This window comes from Bacillus sp. FSL K6-0069 (genome assembly GCF_038007785.1).
Taxonomy (GTDB): Bacteria; Bacillota; Bacilli; order Bacillales; family Bacillaceae_G; genus Bacillus_A; species Bacillus_A mobilis.
Genome location: NZ_JBBOXN010000001.1, coordinates 4,284,820 through 4,299,090, shown reverse-complemented (window position 1 = coordinate 4,299,090; position 14,271 = coordinate 4,284,820). Strand labels below are relative to the sequence as shown.

General features: G+C 35.5%; 16 protein-coding genes and 2 tRNA genes. 16 read left to right on the top strand and 2 right to left on the bottom strand.

The window, feature by feature from the left end:
- Window positions 1-27 precede the first annotated feature (27 nt).
- The 5 genes from MHB74_RS22070 to MHB74_RS22050 all read left to right on the top strand — a co-directional run bounded on the left by MHB74_RS22070 (window position 28) and on the right by MHB74_RS22050 (window position 3,804).
- Window positions 28-1,323: a purine/pyrimidine permease gene (locus tag MHB74_RS22070; protein WP_061677107.1), complete on the top strand. Its 1,296-nt coding sequence runs from the start codon at window positions 28-30 to the stop codon at window positions 1,321-1,323.
- A gap of 165 nt (window positions 1,324-1,488) precedes the next feature.
- Window positions 1,489-1,713 carry a spore germination transcription factor GerE gene (gene gerE / locus MHB74_RS22065; protein WP_000659484.1) on the top strand — a complete coding sequence of 75 codons (225 nt, stop codon included), beginning with the start codon at window positions 1,489-1,491 and terminating at the stop codon, window positions 1,711-1,713.
- A 188-nt stretch (window positions 1,714-1,901) separates the two neighbouring features.
- Window positions 1,902-2,189: a hypothetical protein gene (locus MHB74_RS22060; RefSeq protein WP_061677109.1), complete on the top strand. Its 288-nt coding sequence runs from the start codon at window positions 1,902-1,904 to the stop codon at window positions 2,187-2,189.
- Between the two features lie 157 nt (window positions 2,190-2,346).
- A complete protein-coding gene (locus tag MHB74_RS22055; protein WP_061677110.1) occupies window positions 2,347-3,009 on the top strand; it encodes a type 1 glutamine amidotransferase domain-containing protein in 663 nt (220 codons plus the stop codon).
- A 156-nt stretch (window positions 3,010-3,165) separates the two neighbouring features.
- Window positions 3,166-3,804 carry a TetR/AcrR family transcriptional regulator gene (locus tag MHB74_RS22050; RefSeq protein WP_061677111.1) on the top strand — a complete coding sequence of 213 codons (639 nt, stop codon included), beginning with the start codon at window positions 3,166-3,168 and terminating at the stop codon, window positions 3,802-3,804.
- Between the two features lie 50 nt (window positions 3,805-3,854).
- On the opposite strand, the gene MHB74_RS22045 is transcribed toward MHB74_RS22050, so the two are convergent.
- The gene (locus MHB74_RS22045; RefSeq protein ID WP_061677112.1) at window positions 3,855-4,538 is read right to left on the bottom strand and encodes a type 1 glutamine amidotransferase domain-containing protein; all 684 of its coding nucleotides are present in this window, start codon (window positions 4,536-4,538) and stop codon (window positions 3,855-3,857) included.
- Window positions 4,539-4,914: 376 nt separating this feature from the next.
- Between MHB74_RS22045 and MHB74_RS22040 the strand changes: the two genes are divergently transcribed.
- The 9 genes from MHB74_RS22040 (at window position 4,915) to MHB74_RS22000 (ending at window position 11,315) form a co-directional block, all read left to right on the top strand.
- Entirely contained in the window at window positions 4,915-6,240 is a 1,326-nt protein-coding gene (locus MHB74_RS22040) for an MFS transporter (RefSeq protein WP_061677113.1), read from the top strand.
- Window positions 6,241-6,451: 211 nt separating this feature from the next.
- Entirely contained in the window at window positions 6,452-7,261 is an 810-nt protein-coding gene (racE, locus tag MHB74_RS22035; protein ID WP_000774000.1) for a glutamate racemase, read from the top strand.
- A gap of 130 nt (window positions 7,262-7,391) precedes the next feature.
- Window positions 7,392-8,441, top strand: coding sequence for a spore germination protein GerM (gene gerM, locus MHB74_RS22030; RefSeq protein ID WP_061677114.1), 1,050 nt, complete (start codon window positions 7,392-7,394; stop codon window positions 8,439-8,441).
- A 128-nt stretch (window positions 8,442-8,569) separates the two neighbouring features.
- Window positions 8,570-9,307 carry a ribonuclease PH gene (gene rph, locus MHB74_RS22025; protein WP_061677115.1) on the top strand — a complete coding sequence of 246 codons (738 nt, stop codon included), beginning with the start codon at window positions 8,570-8,572 and terminating at the stop codon, window positions 9,305-9,307.
- An 11-nt stretch (window positions 9,308-9,318) separates the two neighbouring features.
- Window positions 9,319-9,927 carry an XTP/dITP diphosphatase gene (locus MHB74_RS22020; protein ID WP_061677116.1) on the top strand — a complete coding sequence of 203 codons (609 nt, stop codon included), beginning with the start codon at window positions 9,319-9,321 and terminating at the stop codon, window positions 9,925-9,927.
- Between the two features lie 13 nt (window positions 9,928-9,940).
- Window positions 9,941-10,444, top strand: a complete 504-nt coding sequence (locus MHB74_RS22015; protein WP_061677117.1) for a metallophosphoesterase — start codon at window positions 9,941-9,943, stop codon at window positions 10,442-10,444.
- Between the two features lie 109 nt (window positions 10,445-10,553).
- Window positions 10,554-10,627, top strand: a tRNA-Gly gene (locus MHB74_RS22010).
- Between the two features lies 1 nt (window position 10,628).
- Window positions 10,629-10,702, top strand: a tRNA-Arg gene (locus tag MHB74_RS22005).
- Between the two features lie 412 nt (window positions 10,703-11,114).
- Entirely contained in the window at window positions 11,115-11,315 is a 201-nt protein-coding gene (locus MHB74_RS22000; protein ID WP_000124458.1) for a hypothetical protein, read from the top strand.
- Between the two features lie 83 nt (window positions 11,316-11,398).
- On the opposite strand, the gene MHB74_RS21995 is transcribed toward MHB74_RS22000, so the two are convergent.
- Window positions 11,399-12,013: a PH domain-containing protein gene (locus MHB74_RS21995; protein ID WP_061677120.1), complete on the bottom strand. Its 615-nt coding sequence runs from the start codon at window positions 12,011-12,013 to the stop codon at window positions 11,399-11,401.
- 505 nt (window positions 12,014-12,518) lie between these two features.
- Between MHB74_RS21995 and MHB74_RS21990 the strand changes: the two genes are divergently transcribed.
- Both MHB74_RS21990 and MHB74_RS21985 read left to right on the top strand, forming a co-directional pair.
- Window positions 12,519-12,767 carry a hypothetical protein gene (locus tag MHB74_RS21990; protein ID WP_081110174.1) on the top strand — a complete coding sequence of 83 codons (249 nt, stop codon included), beginning with the start codon at window positions 12,519-12,521 and terminating at the stop codon, window positions 12,765-12,767.
- Between the two features lie 197 nt (window positions 12,768-12,964).
- A complete protein-coding gene (locus MHB74_RS21985) occupies window positions 12,965-13,963 on the top strand; it encodes a hypothetical protein (protein ID WP_061677122.1) in 999 nt (332 codons plus the stop codon).
- Window positions 13,964-14,271: the final 308 nt, after the last annotated feature.

The window sequence follows — 14,271 nt, the reverse complement described above, 5'->3', positions numbered from 1 at the left end:
GTATTTCTTATAGGTTAGCTAGGAAGGATGAAAAAATTGGACAATCAACATAATCAAAATCATATTATGGGAACTTTGCAATGGTTTATATTTTTATTAGCGAATTCAATCGCATTACCAATTGTCGTTGGCGGATTATTTCATCTTACGACGGAAGAAATATTTTATTTAATGCAGCGTACATTCTTTGTAGTTGGTATATCTTCTTTTTTACAAGGGTGGCTTGGACATAGACTACCAATTGCGGATGGACCAGCTGGATCTTGGGTTGGAGTATTTACCGTACTTGCTTACGCAACGGCCGGACAAAATCAATTACATAGTACGTTGCAAATTTTAGAATTAGGAATGATAATTTCCGGTGTTATTTTAATAGGATTAGGAGTAACTGGTTTTATAGGACGTATTTTATTTTTATTTACGCCGCTTGTGACAGGGACGTTTTTACTTTTATTATGTTTACAATTAAGCGGTGTATTCCTAAAAGGGATGCTAGGAATTACTGCTACTGTTTCTCAAATCGATGGATTTACAGCGATAATTGCATTTAGCATATTTCTTTTCGTTATTATACTATCTAACTTCGGAAAAGGTTTTGTCAAAAGTTATGCGGTTTTAATCGGATTAATTAGTGGGTGGATTCTTTTTCTAATTGCAGGAAAAGTGACGATTCCATCTCAAGTAACTCATTTTGTGCAACTTCCACAAATATTTGCTTGGGGACTTCCAAAGTGGAATACAGGTATGGCTGTATCAAGTTTCGTTATGGTGTGTATTTTAGTTTCTAATACAGTGGCAGCTATTATAGCAATTAATCAAGCTACCATTCAAAAAGGGACTATTGAACAGAAACAGTTGAAGGATGGAACGTGGGTTGGAGGGATTTCGCATATCATTTCTTCTGTATTTTCAACTGTAGGTGTCGTGCCATTACCAGCAACGGCAGGGTTTATACGTTTAACGAAACAGAAATATATACGATCGTTCTTACTAGCATGTATGTTACTAGTCGTAATGTCGCTGTTTCCGAGTATTATTCGTTACTTAGCATCATTGCCATCCGCTGTCGCGTCTGCGGTTTTAATGGCTTCGTTCGTACAGCTAATTGGAATTGGATTTCATAATATAAAACAAGTGCCGATGAGCGAAAGGAATGTAACGATTTTAGGAGTTGCTGTATTATTTGGAAGCGGTGTTATGTTTTTACCGTCTGGAGCACTTCAATCATTGCCGTCTGTTATGCAATATATATTCGGAAATGGTTTATTCGTAGGTACTGTTGTCAGCATATTACTAGAACAAATATGGCGTACAGAAAAGTGAGTGGATACAAACAGTGTGCGCACTGTATAAAAGTCTAAAATAACATGTGAAATAAAGCCCATTTTCATTCACCACCTGCACATTTCGTTCATACAATATCTTGACTAAATAAACACCCAACTTACACATACACGGCTCTGGCTTAAGCAAGGAGGGTTATACCAGTTGAAGGAAAAAGCGTATCAATCTAAACCGTTACTCACAAAGAGAGAGAGAGAAGTATTTGAATTACTGGTTCAAGATAAAACAACGAAGGAAATTGCAGGTGAACTTTTTATCAGTGAAAAAACAGTACGCAACCACATCTCAAACGCAATGCAAAAGCTAGGAGTTAAAGGACGTTCACAAGCAGTTGTTGAGCTTCTTCGCATGGGAGAGCTCGAACTATAAAAAGAAAGCCGACTTTTAAATGAAGAGTCGGCTATTTTTCTGTTTATATTTTGAACTTAAAAAAGGTATCTCAGACTTTGAGAGGGAAGATATGTTTAAGAAAGAAACGTTAAAAAATAACTACTTTAGAACATGACGAGGTATTTAGGATAGGTATCCTTGTCATTCACAAATAAGAAGGTGCAAGTATGAAGTTGTATTTTAAGGATATGGAGATAGGTGAAATTAAAGATGTTTTTGGAGACATGCCATGGATGTATGGAACAATTCGTCTATACGAGAATAGTAAACCGTTCCAAAAATATTTTCGTGAGATGGTAGATGAAGATAGTGTATTTGATTTTGAAAGCATAGACCCTGAATTTTTATATGAAGAAAATTGGTCAATTTTTGATGAGGACAATCAGCGGCATTTAGGGATTGATATACCTGCTATTCATATGGAGGATAACACGATTGCATGGCGTTGGAGGTAAAGCTATCGGGTTGTAAACATCTTTGTACGAAAGAATTCAAACGAGAACAACAAGCAGACTTTTATAAAAAAGGTCAGCTTGTTGTTCTCGTTTTTTTTCCGCTTACTGTATGAATGATAAGAACACTCCATACATAAATAGGTAGTAAGGAGGGGATATGTTGAAAAGTATATTGTTAGTTTCAACAAGCGCTCATGATATGAATGGACACCCGACTGGTTTGTGGCTGGAAGAGCTCGCAGCTCCTTATCATGTATTTAAAAAGGCTAAGTTCGATGTTGATATTGTGTCGATAAAGGGTGGTAGAGTACCTATTGATAGAGTTTCTATTCCGAACGGGATACCTCGTGAATTTAAGCATGTTGCTTCTTTATTGCAAAATACGAAGCCGATCTCAACGGTTCATTTTTCGGATTATGATGCAGTTTTATTTGGTGGTGGGCACGGAGCGATTGTAGATTTTCCAGGTAATCCATATGTTGCAAATTTGATTGAGAATATGTACAACAATAACAGGATTGTAGCAGCTGTTTGTCACGGAGTAAGTTCTTTAGTCGGTGTGAAAAATAAGGACGGATCGTTTTTTGTTGCTGGTAAGCGTATAACAGGTTATACGAATGATGAGGAAAAAGCTGTACATTTAGAAAATCGAGTGCCCTTTTTATTAGAAAGTAAATTGAAAGAAGAAGGAGCTTTGTTTTATGTTGCTCCAAATTTCACGCCGCATGTTGTAGTAGATGGGCGTTTAATTACAGGGCAAAATCCGCAGTCTAGCATGGAAATAGGGAAAGCTATAAGAAGCGCTGTAAATAAATTATAGAAAAAGTGCTCGCTACTCATAAAGGTAGCGGGCATTTTTTCTATAGTATAAATGACTCCTTAAACTAAAAAGATGTATTGCGTATAGTGACTTCATTTATAATTAATCGTGAATTTGCTATACTATTTTGTATGGACAAAAGGGGAGGCTCTTTTAATGAGAAAAGTTGCGTGTGCAAACACTTATATTAATAAAATAAAGCCCGTTATTAGAAAAACGAGTTTTAGCCAGTTGAAAATAGATGAAATTGCGAAATATATGGATATTAGTAAAGCTACTTTATATAAACGTTTTTCTTCAAAAGATGAGATTATTGAAGCTGTGGTAGAAGACTTTATGAACTACCTTCTTGAAGGAGATGCGGATAATCAAGATGAAAGTATGTCTTTTGCAGAACGTTTCCAAAAGACGTTTATCCACTCTTTAAAATGTGTGACATATATTTCTGATGTTTTTTTACAAGATTTGAAAGAGGCATATCCGCACTTATCTGATCAGTTAGTCGCTGCACAACAAAATCGTAATCATAATTTGCAAATGTTTTTTGAAGCTGGTATGGAACAAGGCTACTTTAATAAAATGAACGCACAATTATTTATGGTGCAAGATGACGTGATGTTAAGACGTATTATAGATCATTCTTTTTGTATTCAGTATGATATTACGTTAAAAAAAGCGATACTTGATTTTTATCAATTGAAGAAGTATCAACTGTTTAAACCAGAGTATATAGAAGCAATTGATGATTCTGAAGTTGAAAAAGAAGTTATTGCTATTTTGCAAATGATTTCGTAAAAAAGCAGGTTTTCCTATAGTAATGGAAAACCTGCTTTTTTTATTACCTGTTATTTGTTTACGTGTTGTAATACTAATTCAGCTACTGGGCCACCTGAAGCTGGGTTTTGACCAGTGATAACACGATTATCTTCTACAGCGTAAGCTTCCCAAGGCTGCGTAGCTTTTTCGTAAAGCCCTCCATTTTTAATGAGTTCATCTTCTGTTAAAAATGGAACGAATTGATCTAATTCAGCTAATTTCTCCTCTTCATTTGAGAATCCTGTTACTTTTTTGCCGCTAATTAAACGTTCTCCATTACTTAATGTGATATGAAATAAACCAGCAGCTCCGTGACAAACAGAGGAAACAATTCCGCCATTTTCATAAATATTGCGGCTAATCATTTGAAGTTCTTTATTTTCTGGGAAGTCCCAAATTACACCGTGACCACCTGCGTAATAAATAACAGCGTAGTCTTCTGGATTTACTTCACTCGGCTTCATTGTAGAACCGAGACGATTCATAAATTCTTTCTTGTGATACCATTCCCAATCGATGCTCTCCGCCATTGCTAAACTATGCGGATCAATCGGTGTATAGCCGCCTTGTGGGCTAACATAATCTACTTCATAACCAGCCTCTTCAACTTTTTTAATGAAATGGACAGCTTCACCAAGCCAAAGGCCGGTAGCTCGATTTAAATTTGGATATTTTTCTACGCTCGTTAATACGACTAACATTTTTTTCTTCATCATAATCCTCCTGTAATGTTTCTTCTATATAAAAGTTCTTTATTTACTTGAGTTTATTAAGTTAGAAAGTGCAAATTTGAATAACCATGTCAGTCCTCCTTATATCGGATTCGAAATTAGTGTATAACAATCTTTATACAAAGTAAACTAAAAACACTTAATTAGTTTACTTTGTATATTTTTCGTTGACAAACTGTAATGCTGAAATTATGATAGTTCCATGAATATCGAACAACGTACATGTTTCGTTTCAAATTCAGTTTGTCGCGCGATGAATATATACATTTGATGAAGTTGTTTAGTGGTAATAGAGGAGCTAAACAACTTTATTTTTCATTTTTATTTACAGTTACTACAATTAGGAGAGGTGTTACACATGGGGAAAGATATAAGTAACCATTCAAAATGGTTTGTTTTCACATTATGTTTTATCGTTTTATTAGGACCGATGAATGCAGTTTTATTTAATGTAGCGTTAGAGGATATGGCTCGTGATTTATCCATTAGCCAATCGAAGGTAAGTTGGGTTGTAGTAGGGTATTCCTTAGTTGTCGGTATTGGCTCGATGATATATGGGAAGCTGGCTGATCGTTATAGCGTGAAAAAACTATTAATTATTTCAATTATCATATTTGTAGCGGGTTCTATTATTGGATTTGTGAATCAATCTTATACGATTACCATTCTTGCAAGGTTAGTGCAGGCGAGTGGAGGAGCAGCGTTTATTGCACTTAGTATGATTGCGGTGGAGAAATTAGTTGTTCCTGCTAAGAAGCCTGGTGCGTTAGCGATGATTAGTTCTTCTATTGCATTAGCAATAGGTATTGGTCCTTTAGTTGGCGGGGCTATTACGAACACATTGGGGTGGCCATATTTATTTTTATTTATGGTTATTTCAGTAGTGGGGATTTTCTTGCTTTTAAAATTTATGCCGGAAGAAGCGCAGCATACGGATGGAGCGTTTCATTTTGATTACACCGGAGCGGCGTTATTATTTGCATTCATTACGACTGTTTTATTAGGGGTAAATATTAATAGTTGGCTATTTGTGTTATCGGTTGCTTTCTTATTTTTATTCACAGTTCGTATGAAGAACGTGGAACATCCATTTATTGATATTGAGTTGTTTACAAATAAACCATTTCTTCGTTTAATAGCGGTCGGATTTATAATGAATGTGGCGCTATGCGCTAGTTTATTATTATTACCATTATTGTTAGGAAGAGAGCACGGATTATCTCCATTCGTTATCGGAATTGCACTGTTTGTTGCATCACTCTTTGGTATTGTATCTAGTTTTCTTACTGGAAAGATCGTCCCTTCGTTTGGAAATGTGAATATGATTTATGTAGCGTCTGCCATTATGATCGTTGGCTTTTTAATTTTAGGGCTTATTCCAAACGGGAACATTGCTGTTATTGTATTGGCGATTATTTTAACGTTTATGAGTTATTCAGCTATTCAAGTATCAGTAAACACATTTATACCGAAAACATTACATCCAGCTAAAGTTGGAGTCGGTCTTGGTTTATACAATTTAATTAACTTTTTCGGTATGGCATTTGGACCAGCTGTAGCGAGCAAAATTATGGAATCTACAAATAGTTATCGTTTGAATTTTATTTTAATTGTCATGTTAATTTCTGCTCATTTCTTCTTATTAATAGGAATGTCTTCTTTTCAAAAAAAGATGGAGCAATAAATACGTACTTTATTATAGAAGAAACCGAATTTCGTATAGAAGGTCGGTTATTTTTCTGTCTTGCAAATTATGAAAAAAAGGAGCAAAATAAAAAAGGTCCTAGTCTATACAGGGACAAATGAAAATTTTCATACAGAAGCACTTTAAGTGAGCGAACTTAAAGTGTGTAAAATATAATGATAAAATAAGATGATGAATGAGAAAACGGGTGATGAAGTTGAATAGAGCAATCGGTGTTATCGATTCAGGAGTTGGCGGTTTAACAGTAGCGAAGGAATTAATTCGTCAGTTGCCGAAAGAGCGCATTATATATTTAGGGGATACGGCACGTTGCCCTTATGGTCCACGTTCTCGAGAAGAAGTGCGTCAATTTACGTGGGAAATGACGGAGCATTTACTAGATTTGAATATCAAAATGTTAGTTATTGCGTGTAATACAGCAACTGCGGTTGTATTAGAAGAGATGCAGAAACAATTACCAATTCCAGTGGTAGGAGTTATTCACCCAGGATCACGTACAGCTTTAAAAGTGACAAACACGTATCATGTTGGGATTATTGGAACGATTGGAACGGTGAAAAGTGGTGCATACGAAGAAGCGTTAAAGTCTATTAATAACCGTGTTATGGTAGAAAGTTTAGCATGTCCGCCTTTCGTTGAGCTTGTAGAGAGTGGCAATTTCGAAAGTGAAATGGCATATGAAGTTGTAAGAGAAACGTTGCAACCGCTGAAAAATACTGATATTGATACACTTATTTTAGGTTGTACACATTATCCGATTTTAGGTCCTGTTATTAAAAAAGTAATGGGAGATAAAGTACAACTCATTAGTTCAGGTGATGAAACAGCGCGCGAAGTAAGTACAATTTTATACCATAGTAAAATGTTGAATGAGGGAGAAGAACAAAGTGATCATCTCTTCTTAACAACAGGGAAAATAGGCCTATTTAAAGAAATTGCATCGAAATGGTTTGGCCAACCGATTGAAAATGTAAAACATATTCATTTAGAAAAAGAATAATAGTAGAATTCATATACGTGAACTCCTGAGAAATCAGGAGTTTTTTGTTTGTAAGAAGCATAGCTTGTTCTAAAACATGAAACAGCTCGTATACATAATAGTACAAACTTAGATTTTAGGGGGGAATGGCATGCCTAAATCCACTTTTAAATGGGTTGTTGGTGCTACTGTGAGCGCTGTTTTACTAACAGGGTGTGGCTTTATAAATCAGGAGAAAGCAACGGAACAAATTGATCCGCCAAAACAAGTTACGTATACAGAGGGTGGAAAGAAAGAAGTAGTTAAGAAAGATAAGCAAGGACAAACAGTGAATAGAGAATTATACCTTGTTGATAAAAATGGTTATGTTGTACCGCAAACGTTAGCTGTACCTACTCCAAAAGCAAATGAGGTTATGCAGCAAACGTTAGAGTACCTTGTGAAAGATGGACCGGTAACGAATTTATTACCGAATGGGTTCCGTGCAGTCATTCCAGCGAATACATCAATGACCTTAGATTTGAAAAAAGATGGGACGGTAGTCATTGATTTCTCTAAAGAAATGAAAAACTATGCAAAAGAAGAAGAGCGTCAAATTGTTGAGTCAATAGCGTGGACGTTGACGCAGTTTAAAGAAGTAAAACAAGTGCAGTTCCAAATAAATGGCGAGAAATTGGCGAAGATGCCAGTTGGCGGTACACCGCTTGGTGAAGGGGTGAGCCGTGCTAATGGTATCAACTTCGATGATGAACAAGTAGCGGATGTGACAAATACAAAACCAGTTACACTTTATTTTATGGCGCAAAATAATAATAAACAGCAATACTACGTACCGGTAACACGCCGCGTGGTGGAAGGGAAAGAAAGTGATTATGCAGCAATTATAGATGAGCTTGTAAAAGGACCGATTCATCAGTCGCTTCTGAATGATTTTAATCCAGGAGTTAAGCTTATTACGAATCCGAAATTACAAGATGGAAATCTTACATTAAACTTTAACGAAAATATATTTATAAACCCAGATAAAAATATGGTTTCAAATTACGTATTGAAGTCGTTAGTTTTATCTTTAACAGAAAAGAAAGGCGTGAAAAGTGTTTCTATTGAAGTAAATGGTAAAGCGAATCTGATAGATGAAAAGGGCGGAAAGTTAATAAAACCTGTAGATCGTCCAGAAAACGTGAATACAGGTAGTTTTTAATCGTCAATAATTTGATATACTTAAGTAAGAAAGGGGAATTGCTTTTTGGGTTCCTCTTCTTTTATTGTATACATATCATACATTTAAATTTGGCTATACTAACAAGTAGTTATGAGGAGGTTATTTTTATGCGAGTAGATGGTAGAGAGAAAACAGAATTACGCCATATACATATTCATACGAATTATTTAAAAAATCCAGAGGGATCAGTATTAATTGAGGTTGGGGATACAAAGGTAATTTGCTCAGCGACAATTGAAGAGCGTGTCCCGCCGTTTATGCGTGGAGAAGGAAAGGGCTGGGTAACAGCTGAATATGCGATGATTCCACGTGCAACAGAACAACGTACAATTAGGGAGTCAAGTAAAGGGAAAGTAACAGGACGTACAATGGAAATCCAGCGCTTAATTGGACGAGCTTTACGTGCGGTAGTTGACCTAGAAGCACTTGGTGAAAGAACAGTTTGGATTGATTGTGATGTTATTCAAGCGGATGGTGGAACGAGAACTGCTTCTATTACAGGTGCATATGTAGCAATGGTATTAGCGTTTGAGAAGTTATTACAAGCAGAAAAAGTATCTAAAATTCCAGTAAAAGATTATTTAGCAGCAACGTCAGTAGGGATTGTTGAAGAACAAGGTGTTGTTTTAGATTTAAACTACGTAGAAGATTCTAAAGCAGACGTTGATATGAACGTAATTATGACTGGAAAAGGCCAGTTTGTTGAAGTACAAGGAACTGGAGAAGAAGCGACGTTTAGCAGAGCACAGTTAAATGAATTACTTGATGCTGCGGAACAAGGTGTTTTCCAACTGATTGACATGCAAAAAGAAGCGTTAGGCGACATCGTATCTCATATAGAGTAGAGGTGGAAAGTATGAAACAAGTTGTTGTAGCGACAAAAAATACGGGGAAAGTACGTGAATTTGCTGAGTTATTTGAGCGATTTGATTTAGAAGTAAAATCATTACACGATTTTCCTCATATTGAAGAAGTCGAAGAAACTGGTGAAACATTTGAAGAAAATGCAATCTTAAAAGCGGATAGTCTGAGCAAACAGCTGAATGCGATTGTAATTGCGGATGATTCAGGTCTTATTGTAGATGCCTTAAATGGAAAGCCAGGTGTGTATTCAGCTCGTTTTGCTGGAGAGCCGAAGGATGATCAAGCGAATATTGATAAAGTGTTACAAGAATTAAATGAGATAGCGTTTGATAAGCGTAAAGCTCGCTTCTACTGCGCATTAGCAGTGGCTTTCCCTGAAGGTGATAAAAAGCCTGTCATTGTAAACGGGACGTGTGAAGGGTATATTTTAGAACAGCGCCGCGGAGACAACGGCTTTGGATATGATCCGATTTTTTATGTGGAAGAATATAAAAAAGCGATGGCGGAACTAAGCTCAGATGAGAAAAATGCCATTAGTCACCGCGGACGTGCTCTTCGTAAGCTAGAAGAAAAAATCCCTGAATGGTTTTTAGGAGAATAAGGGAGAGAGATTGATGAAAGCTTTAATCGTAAGCGATAGTCATAGCTCTGTGAAGGAATTACAGCAGTTAAAAGAGAAATATGAAGGGAAAGTAGATATCATGATTCATTGCGGTGATTCAGAGCTAACGCCTGCTCACGAAGAGCTGCAAGGTTTCCATGTTGTAAAAGGGAACTGTGATTATGCTAACTTTCAAGATGAAATTGTAACTGATGTAGATGGCATTCGTTTCGTAGTTGTGCACGGACATCGTCATAACGTGAAAATGACATTACAAACATTAGCGTACCACGCAGAAGAGGTAGGGGCGCAAGTTGCATGCTTCGGACACTCTCACGTATTAGGTGCAGAATTAATCGACGGCGTTTTATTTATTAATCCAGGCAGTGTTTTATTACCACGTCAGCGTGTAGAAAAGACATTTGCTTTATTAGAAATGGATGAAAATCAAATGGAAGTTCGTTTTGAAACATTAGACGGACAACTAGTTGAACAAGCAGTTTTTAAAAGAGGATAAGAAAAATTATCCTCTTTTAAAAAAGGTGTTGACTTTATGTATGGTTATACATATAATAAATATTGTCGATAGGGCAACAGCGCTAACGAAGAAAAACAAAATAACATATGCGGGTGTAGTTTAGTGGTAAAACAAGAGCCTTCCAAGCTCTGGTCGAGAGTTCGATTCTCTTCACCCGCTCCATGTCCCAGTAGCTCAGCCGGATAGAGCATACGCCTTCTAAGCGTACGGTCGGGAGTTCGAATCTCTCCTGGGACGCTAACAAAAAACCTTGTTATCTTTTGATAACAAGGTTTTTTGTTTGTCTAAAAATTGATGTATGTGCAAGAAGTGTAAAAAATATAACGTAACATATGATAATTATTATATACAACAGATTAAAGTGCATTAAAAAGAGCGCCGTTTATGCGCCCTGTTCCTCATATTTAATTTAAAGAATCAATAGGTTTATGATGGAACTCGAATTCATATCCAGATTCCCCTAATTAATCACTTAGAATGTTATAAAACTTTTTACAATTCTAGTACGATTGAGCAGCTGTGATCGAAACTTATCCCCGACAGTGTGTTACAATTAATAGAAGCGGAAAGCGAGAATCTCCAATTGACTGGACGTGTGATGGGTTGGACAGTTTAAGAAGGTTGTATAAAAAAGGGAGATGGCGCAAAGATGGCGAGATCAAATGAGAATGATTTAACGGAGAAATTGGCAGAAGGTCACCGAAAATATGGTGATGGCAACTTTACAGTACAGAACATCGGTGATGAAACTAACCCGGATTGGACTGTCGTAAAAAATGTGAGGAAGGGATCGGCAGGCATTCGCGAAGGCGAAGATATATTAAGACTGCGATCAAAATATATAAAATAGTACGGAAATGGGTGCTCAGGAGTTCGAATCTCTCCTGGGGCGCCAAGAAACCCTTGTTATCTTTTGATAACAAGGGTTTTTGTTTAGTTATTAATAAACTTCTCAAATACAAAACCATAATCTTTCACGTTATATTGTTTCTTCGTATCAACGAGCCAATTAAAGGCGATTTCGTTCATTTCTTTAAACTGTTCTGCTAAATTTACTTGTGCGTTTGAAATGCGGCTAAAAGCGTTAGATGCCATATCTAGACTTTTGTGTGCATACTGCAATGTAATATCGTTGTCGTATGCGATTTCTTCTATTTTAAGTAAAGCTTTATATAAATCTTTTAATTCTTCAATATGTTTTTTATGAACATCAATTGAATAATGCTCATCTCCCATTTGGAACTTAATTTCTATATCTAAATCAATTGTTCCGGCAGTTTCAAGTGCTACGTTTTTAATTTGATATTTACTATAGCTAAAGCGGCGTAGTGTGCGTTTTTTACTCGTTGCGCTTGTACCATCTAAGTGGAGTAATCCTTTGTTTGTAAAGCAATATTCATCTGATTTTGATTTAATTAGAAAATAAATTTTTTCCCTGTCTTCATGCATCACATAATCATCAGCATCAACTTTATCGTAATCTTTCGGTGTGATGACAGATCCTACATCGCTTAGTCCTAATACATCTGCAGCCATTTTTTTAAACATATATATAATCCCCCTTTTAAGTTCTTAATTGTACAAAAATATATTAACACGATTTTAATACAGTGTTTTCTTATAAATGAAAACATTTGAAGGTAAGTGAAGGAAAGTAACGAATAATTATTTCAATCCTAAGTTATTTAGTAAATCTATTAGTTTAAGGGTGGATTCTCTGAAAAATAACTACGAGAAAAACAAGTGATTACAGAGAAATTCCGTGATGCCATCTGAAGTAATAGGGGGTGTTTTTCTCTCCCTTTTGAAATCTTACAATTCTGTAAGGTAACTGTAAGGAAGTTCGATGGTAACAAATTGCTAATCCTCTATAATAAAGGTAACAACGATAAAACGAGGAGGAAGAAATGATGAAGGGATTAATCGTAACGGGTTTAACAGTTGCTTTTGGATTTGTAGCGTATGAGAAATTAACGTATGTAGTTGATGTTGTAAAACATTTAATCGCTTAGTTAAAAAACGGCCATGAGAGGGAAAGGGAATGAGTGAATGAATGGAATGGTTATTTGGAATTATAGGTACTTGTAGTGTAGTGTTATTGTTCTTTGTCCCGAGTGGTATACTTAGTTCGACAACGAGTTTGTTCTTCTTAAGTTTGTTTGCGTGTACGATGCTTATTATTATGTTTTTAATGAAGCGAAGTAAACTAATCTTCTATTTTAGCATGATTGTTATGGCAATTATTGTTCTCCAAATTATTACCCTTGTTATATACCCCACTATTATAAAAGCTTTCCATTAATGATGAATCCTCTGCCTGAATTGCTGAGGATTTTTGTTTGCACATTTTTAATTTTTAGTAAGGGTTTGTTTATATTGAAATATAAAAATTAAATATTTTCATATTTCAAACAAAGGGTTTTGGGATGTTGTGTTCTCATTACTCATTTGATATATTTACTTTAAAGATAATTAAAATCTAGAAAAAGAGGCGGACGTATGGATAAAAAAGAAAATACGGTCGTATTGTTTCCGCAGCTATCAGAGCGATATATTGATGAAGGTTTTTTAGCGCTGAAAGAGCGGAAATTCGAAGATGCATTGCGCTGCTTTGAAATATTACGTCAGTATAATGCAGAAACGGAACAAACGGAACTTGCTTCTGTTATTTGTTTGTTAGAATTAAAGCATATGGAAGAAGCGAAAGACAAATGTGAACAGTTACTTGAAACGGGAGCTGTATTATTTGGTGATATTCTTGAAACGTATGTGACGATTTTAGTTCAAACAAATGATTATGAAGGTGTTATTGAAACCGTCGAAAAAGTTTTGCAAACGAAAGATATAATGCCTGAGCAAAAGGAAAAATTAGCACAGCTCGCTTTATTTGCAGAAGGTATGTTAAATGAAGTAGATACGTCACTAGTCGATTCGAATTTTGAATTAGATGAGTTTACTAATGAAATGTTTGGAGAAAACTTTGGACAAAAGCTAAGAGCAATTCAGCAACTTTCGTTAAAAGATTTGGATCTTGCATTACCTATTTTAAAGAAATTTTTAATAGACGAAAAACAACACCCTTATTTGAAAACTTCTATTTTGTATAAAATGATAGAAAATCAAATAGAAGAAGAAATAGAGGTAGAAAAGTTTGGAAATACGATGAAGGTGATTCCAGCATTTACAGGTCATAATGAGGAGCAATCCGATAACATTATACATACATTATCAAGCCGATTAGAGCAAAATTATCCTGATATATTTGAAGCGATGGTTACATATTGGAAAGAATTGCGAATTAGCATTTTCCCATTCGCTCTATTAATGGATAAAGTAGAGATTTGGGCTGCTGTTTTAGAGAGAATTGGAAGAAAGCGTTTCGGGTTGACTATTAATGAAGAAGAGCTTATGACAGCGTATAATATTGAATTAGAAGAGTTTCATATTGCCTATCAATGGTTATTACGTGTTGAAAGAGAAGGATATTTGCCCGTATAATTATGAAAAAGAATCGTTCGGTTCTTGAAACGAGCATATTCTATGTTATAATGTAAGGGTTGCAAAAGGCAGAAATCTGCCTGTTTGTAAGAGAAGAGAAGTGTAATTCTCTTACTTAATATGTTTCATATTATTCTCGAACAAAATATACCGTAGTTGTCTTTTAGACAATTAGTAGATTGGAACATTATATCTGAAAGCTTTTGCTAGAGGATTATTTGTACTTTTGTTATTTCAAAAAAGAGATAATGAAGATTTTAATCTATAGAGGTATGTGCATACATTATTATAGTTGGAGGGAAAGAATA

Coding starts and splice junctions, on each gene's coding strand:
- MHB74_RS22015 (WP_061677117.1), top strand. CDS start 9,941: ATGAAAGCTTTAATCGTAAGCGATAGTCATAGCTCTGTGAAGGAATTA.
- gerM (WP_061677114.1), top strand. CDS start 7,392: ATGCCTAAATCCACTTTTAAATGGGTTGTTGGTGCTACTGTGAGCGCT.
- racE (WP_000774000.1), top strand. CDS start 6,452: ATGAAGTTGAATAGAGCAATCGGTGTTATCGATTCAGGAGTTGGCGGT.
- MHB74_RS21995 (WP_061677120.1), bottom strand. CDS start 12,013: ATGTTTAAAAAAATGGCTGCAGATGTATTAGGACTAAGCGATGTAGGA.
- MHB74_RS22045 (WP_061677112.1), bottom strand. CDS start 4,538: ATGAAGAAAAAAATGTTAGTCGTATTAACGAGCGTAGAAAAATATCCA.
- MHB74_RS22055 (WP_061677110.1), top strand. CDS start 2,347: ATGTTGAAAAGTATATTGTTAGTTTCAACAAGCGCTCATGATATGAAT.
- MHB74_RS21985 (WP_061677122.1), top strand. CDS start 12,965: ATGGATAAAAAAGAAAATACGGTCGTATTGTTTCCGCAGCTATCAGAG.
- rph (WP_061677115.1), top strand. CDS start 8,570: ATGCGAGTAGATGGTAGAGAGAAAACAGAATTACGCCATATACATATT.
- MHB74_RS22040 (WP_061677113.1), top strand. CDS start 4,915: ATGGGGAAAGATATAAGTAACCATTCAAAATGGTTTGTTTTCACATTA.
- MHB74_RS22000 (WP_000124458.1), top strand. CDS start 11,115: ATGGCGAGATCAAATGAGAATGATTTAACGGAGAAATTGGCAGAAGGT.
- MHB74_RS22070 (WP_061677107.1), top strand. CDS start 28: ATGAAAAAATTGGACAATCAACATAATCAAAATCATATTATGGGAACT.
- MHB74_RS21990 (WP_081110174.1), top strand. CDS start 12,519: ATGGAATGGTTATTTGGAATTATAGGTACTTGTAGTGTAGTGTTATTG.
- MHB74_RS22050 (WP_061677111.1), top strand. CDS start 3,166: ATGAGAAAAGTTGCGTGTGCAAACACTTATATTAATAAAATAAAGCCC.
- MHB74_RS22020 (WP_061677116.1), top strand. CDS start 9,319: ATGAAACAAGTTGTTGTAGCGACAAAAAATACGGGGAAAGTACGTGAA.
- MHB74_RS22060 (WP_061677109.1), top strand. CDS start 1,902: ATGAAGTTGTATTTTAAGGATATGGAGATAGGTGAAATTAAAGATGTT.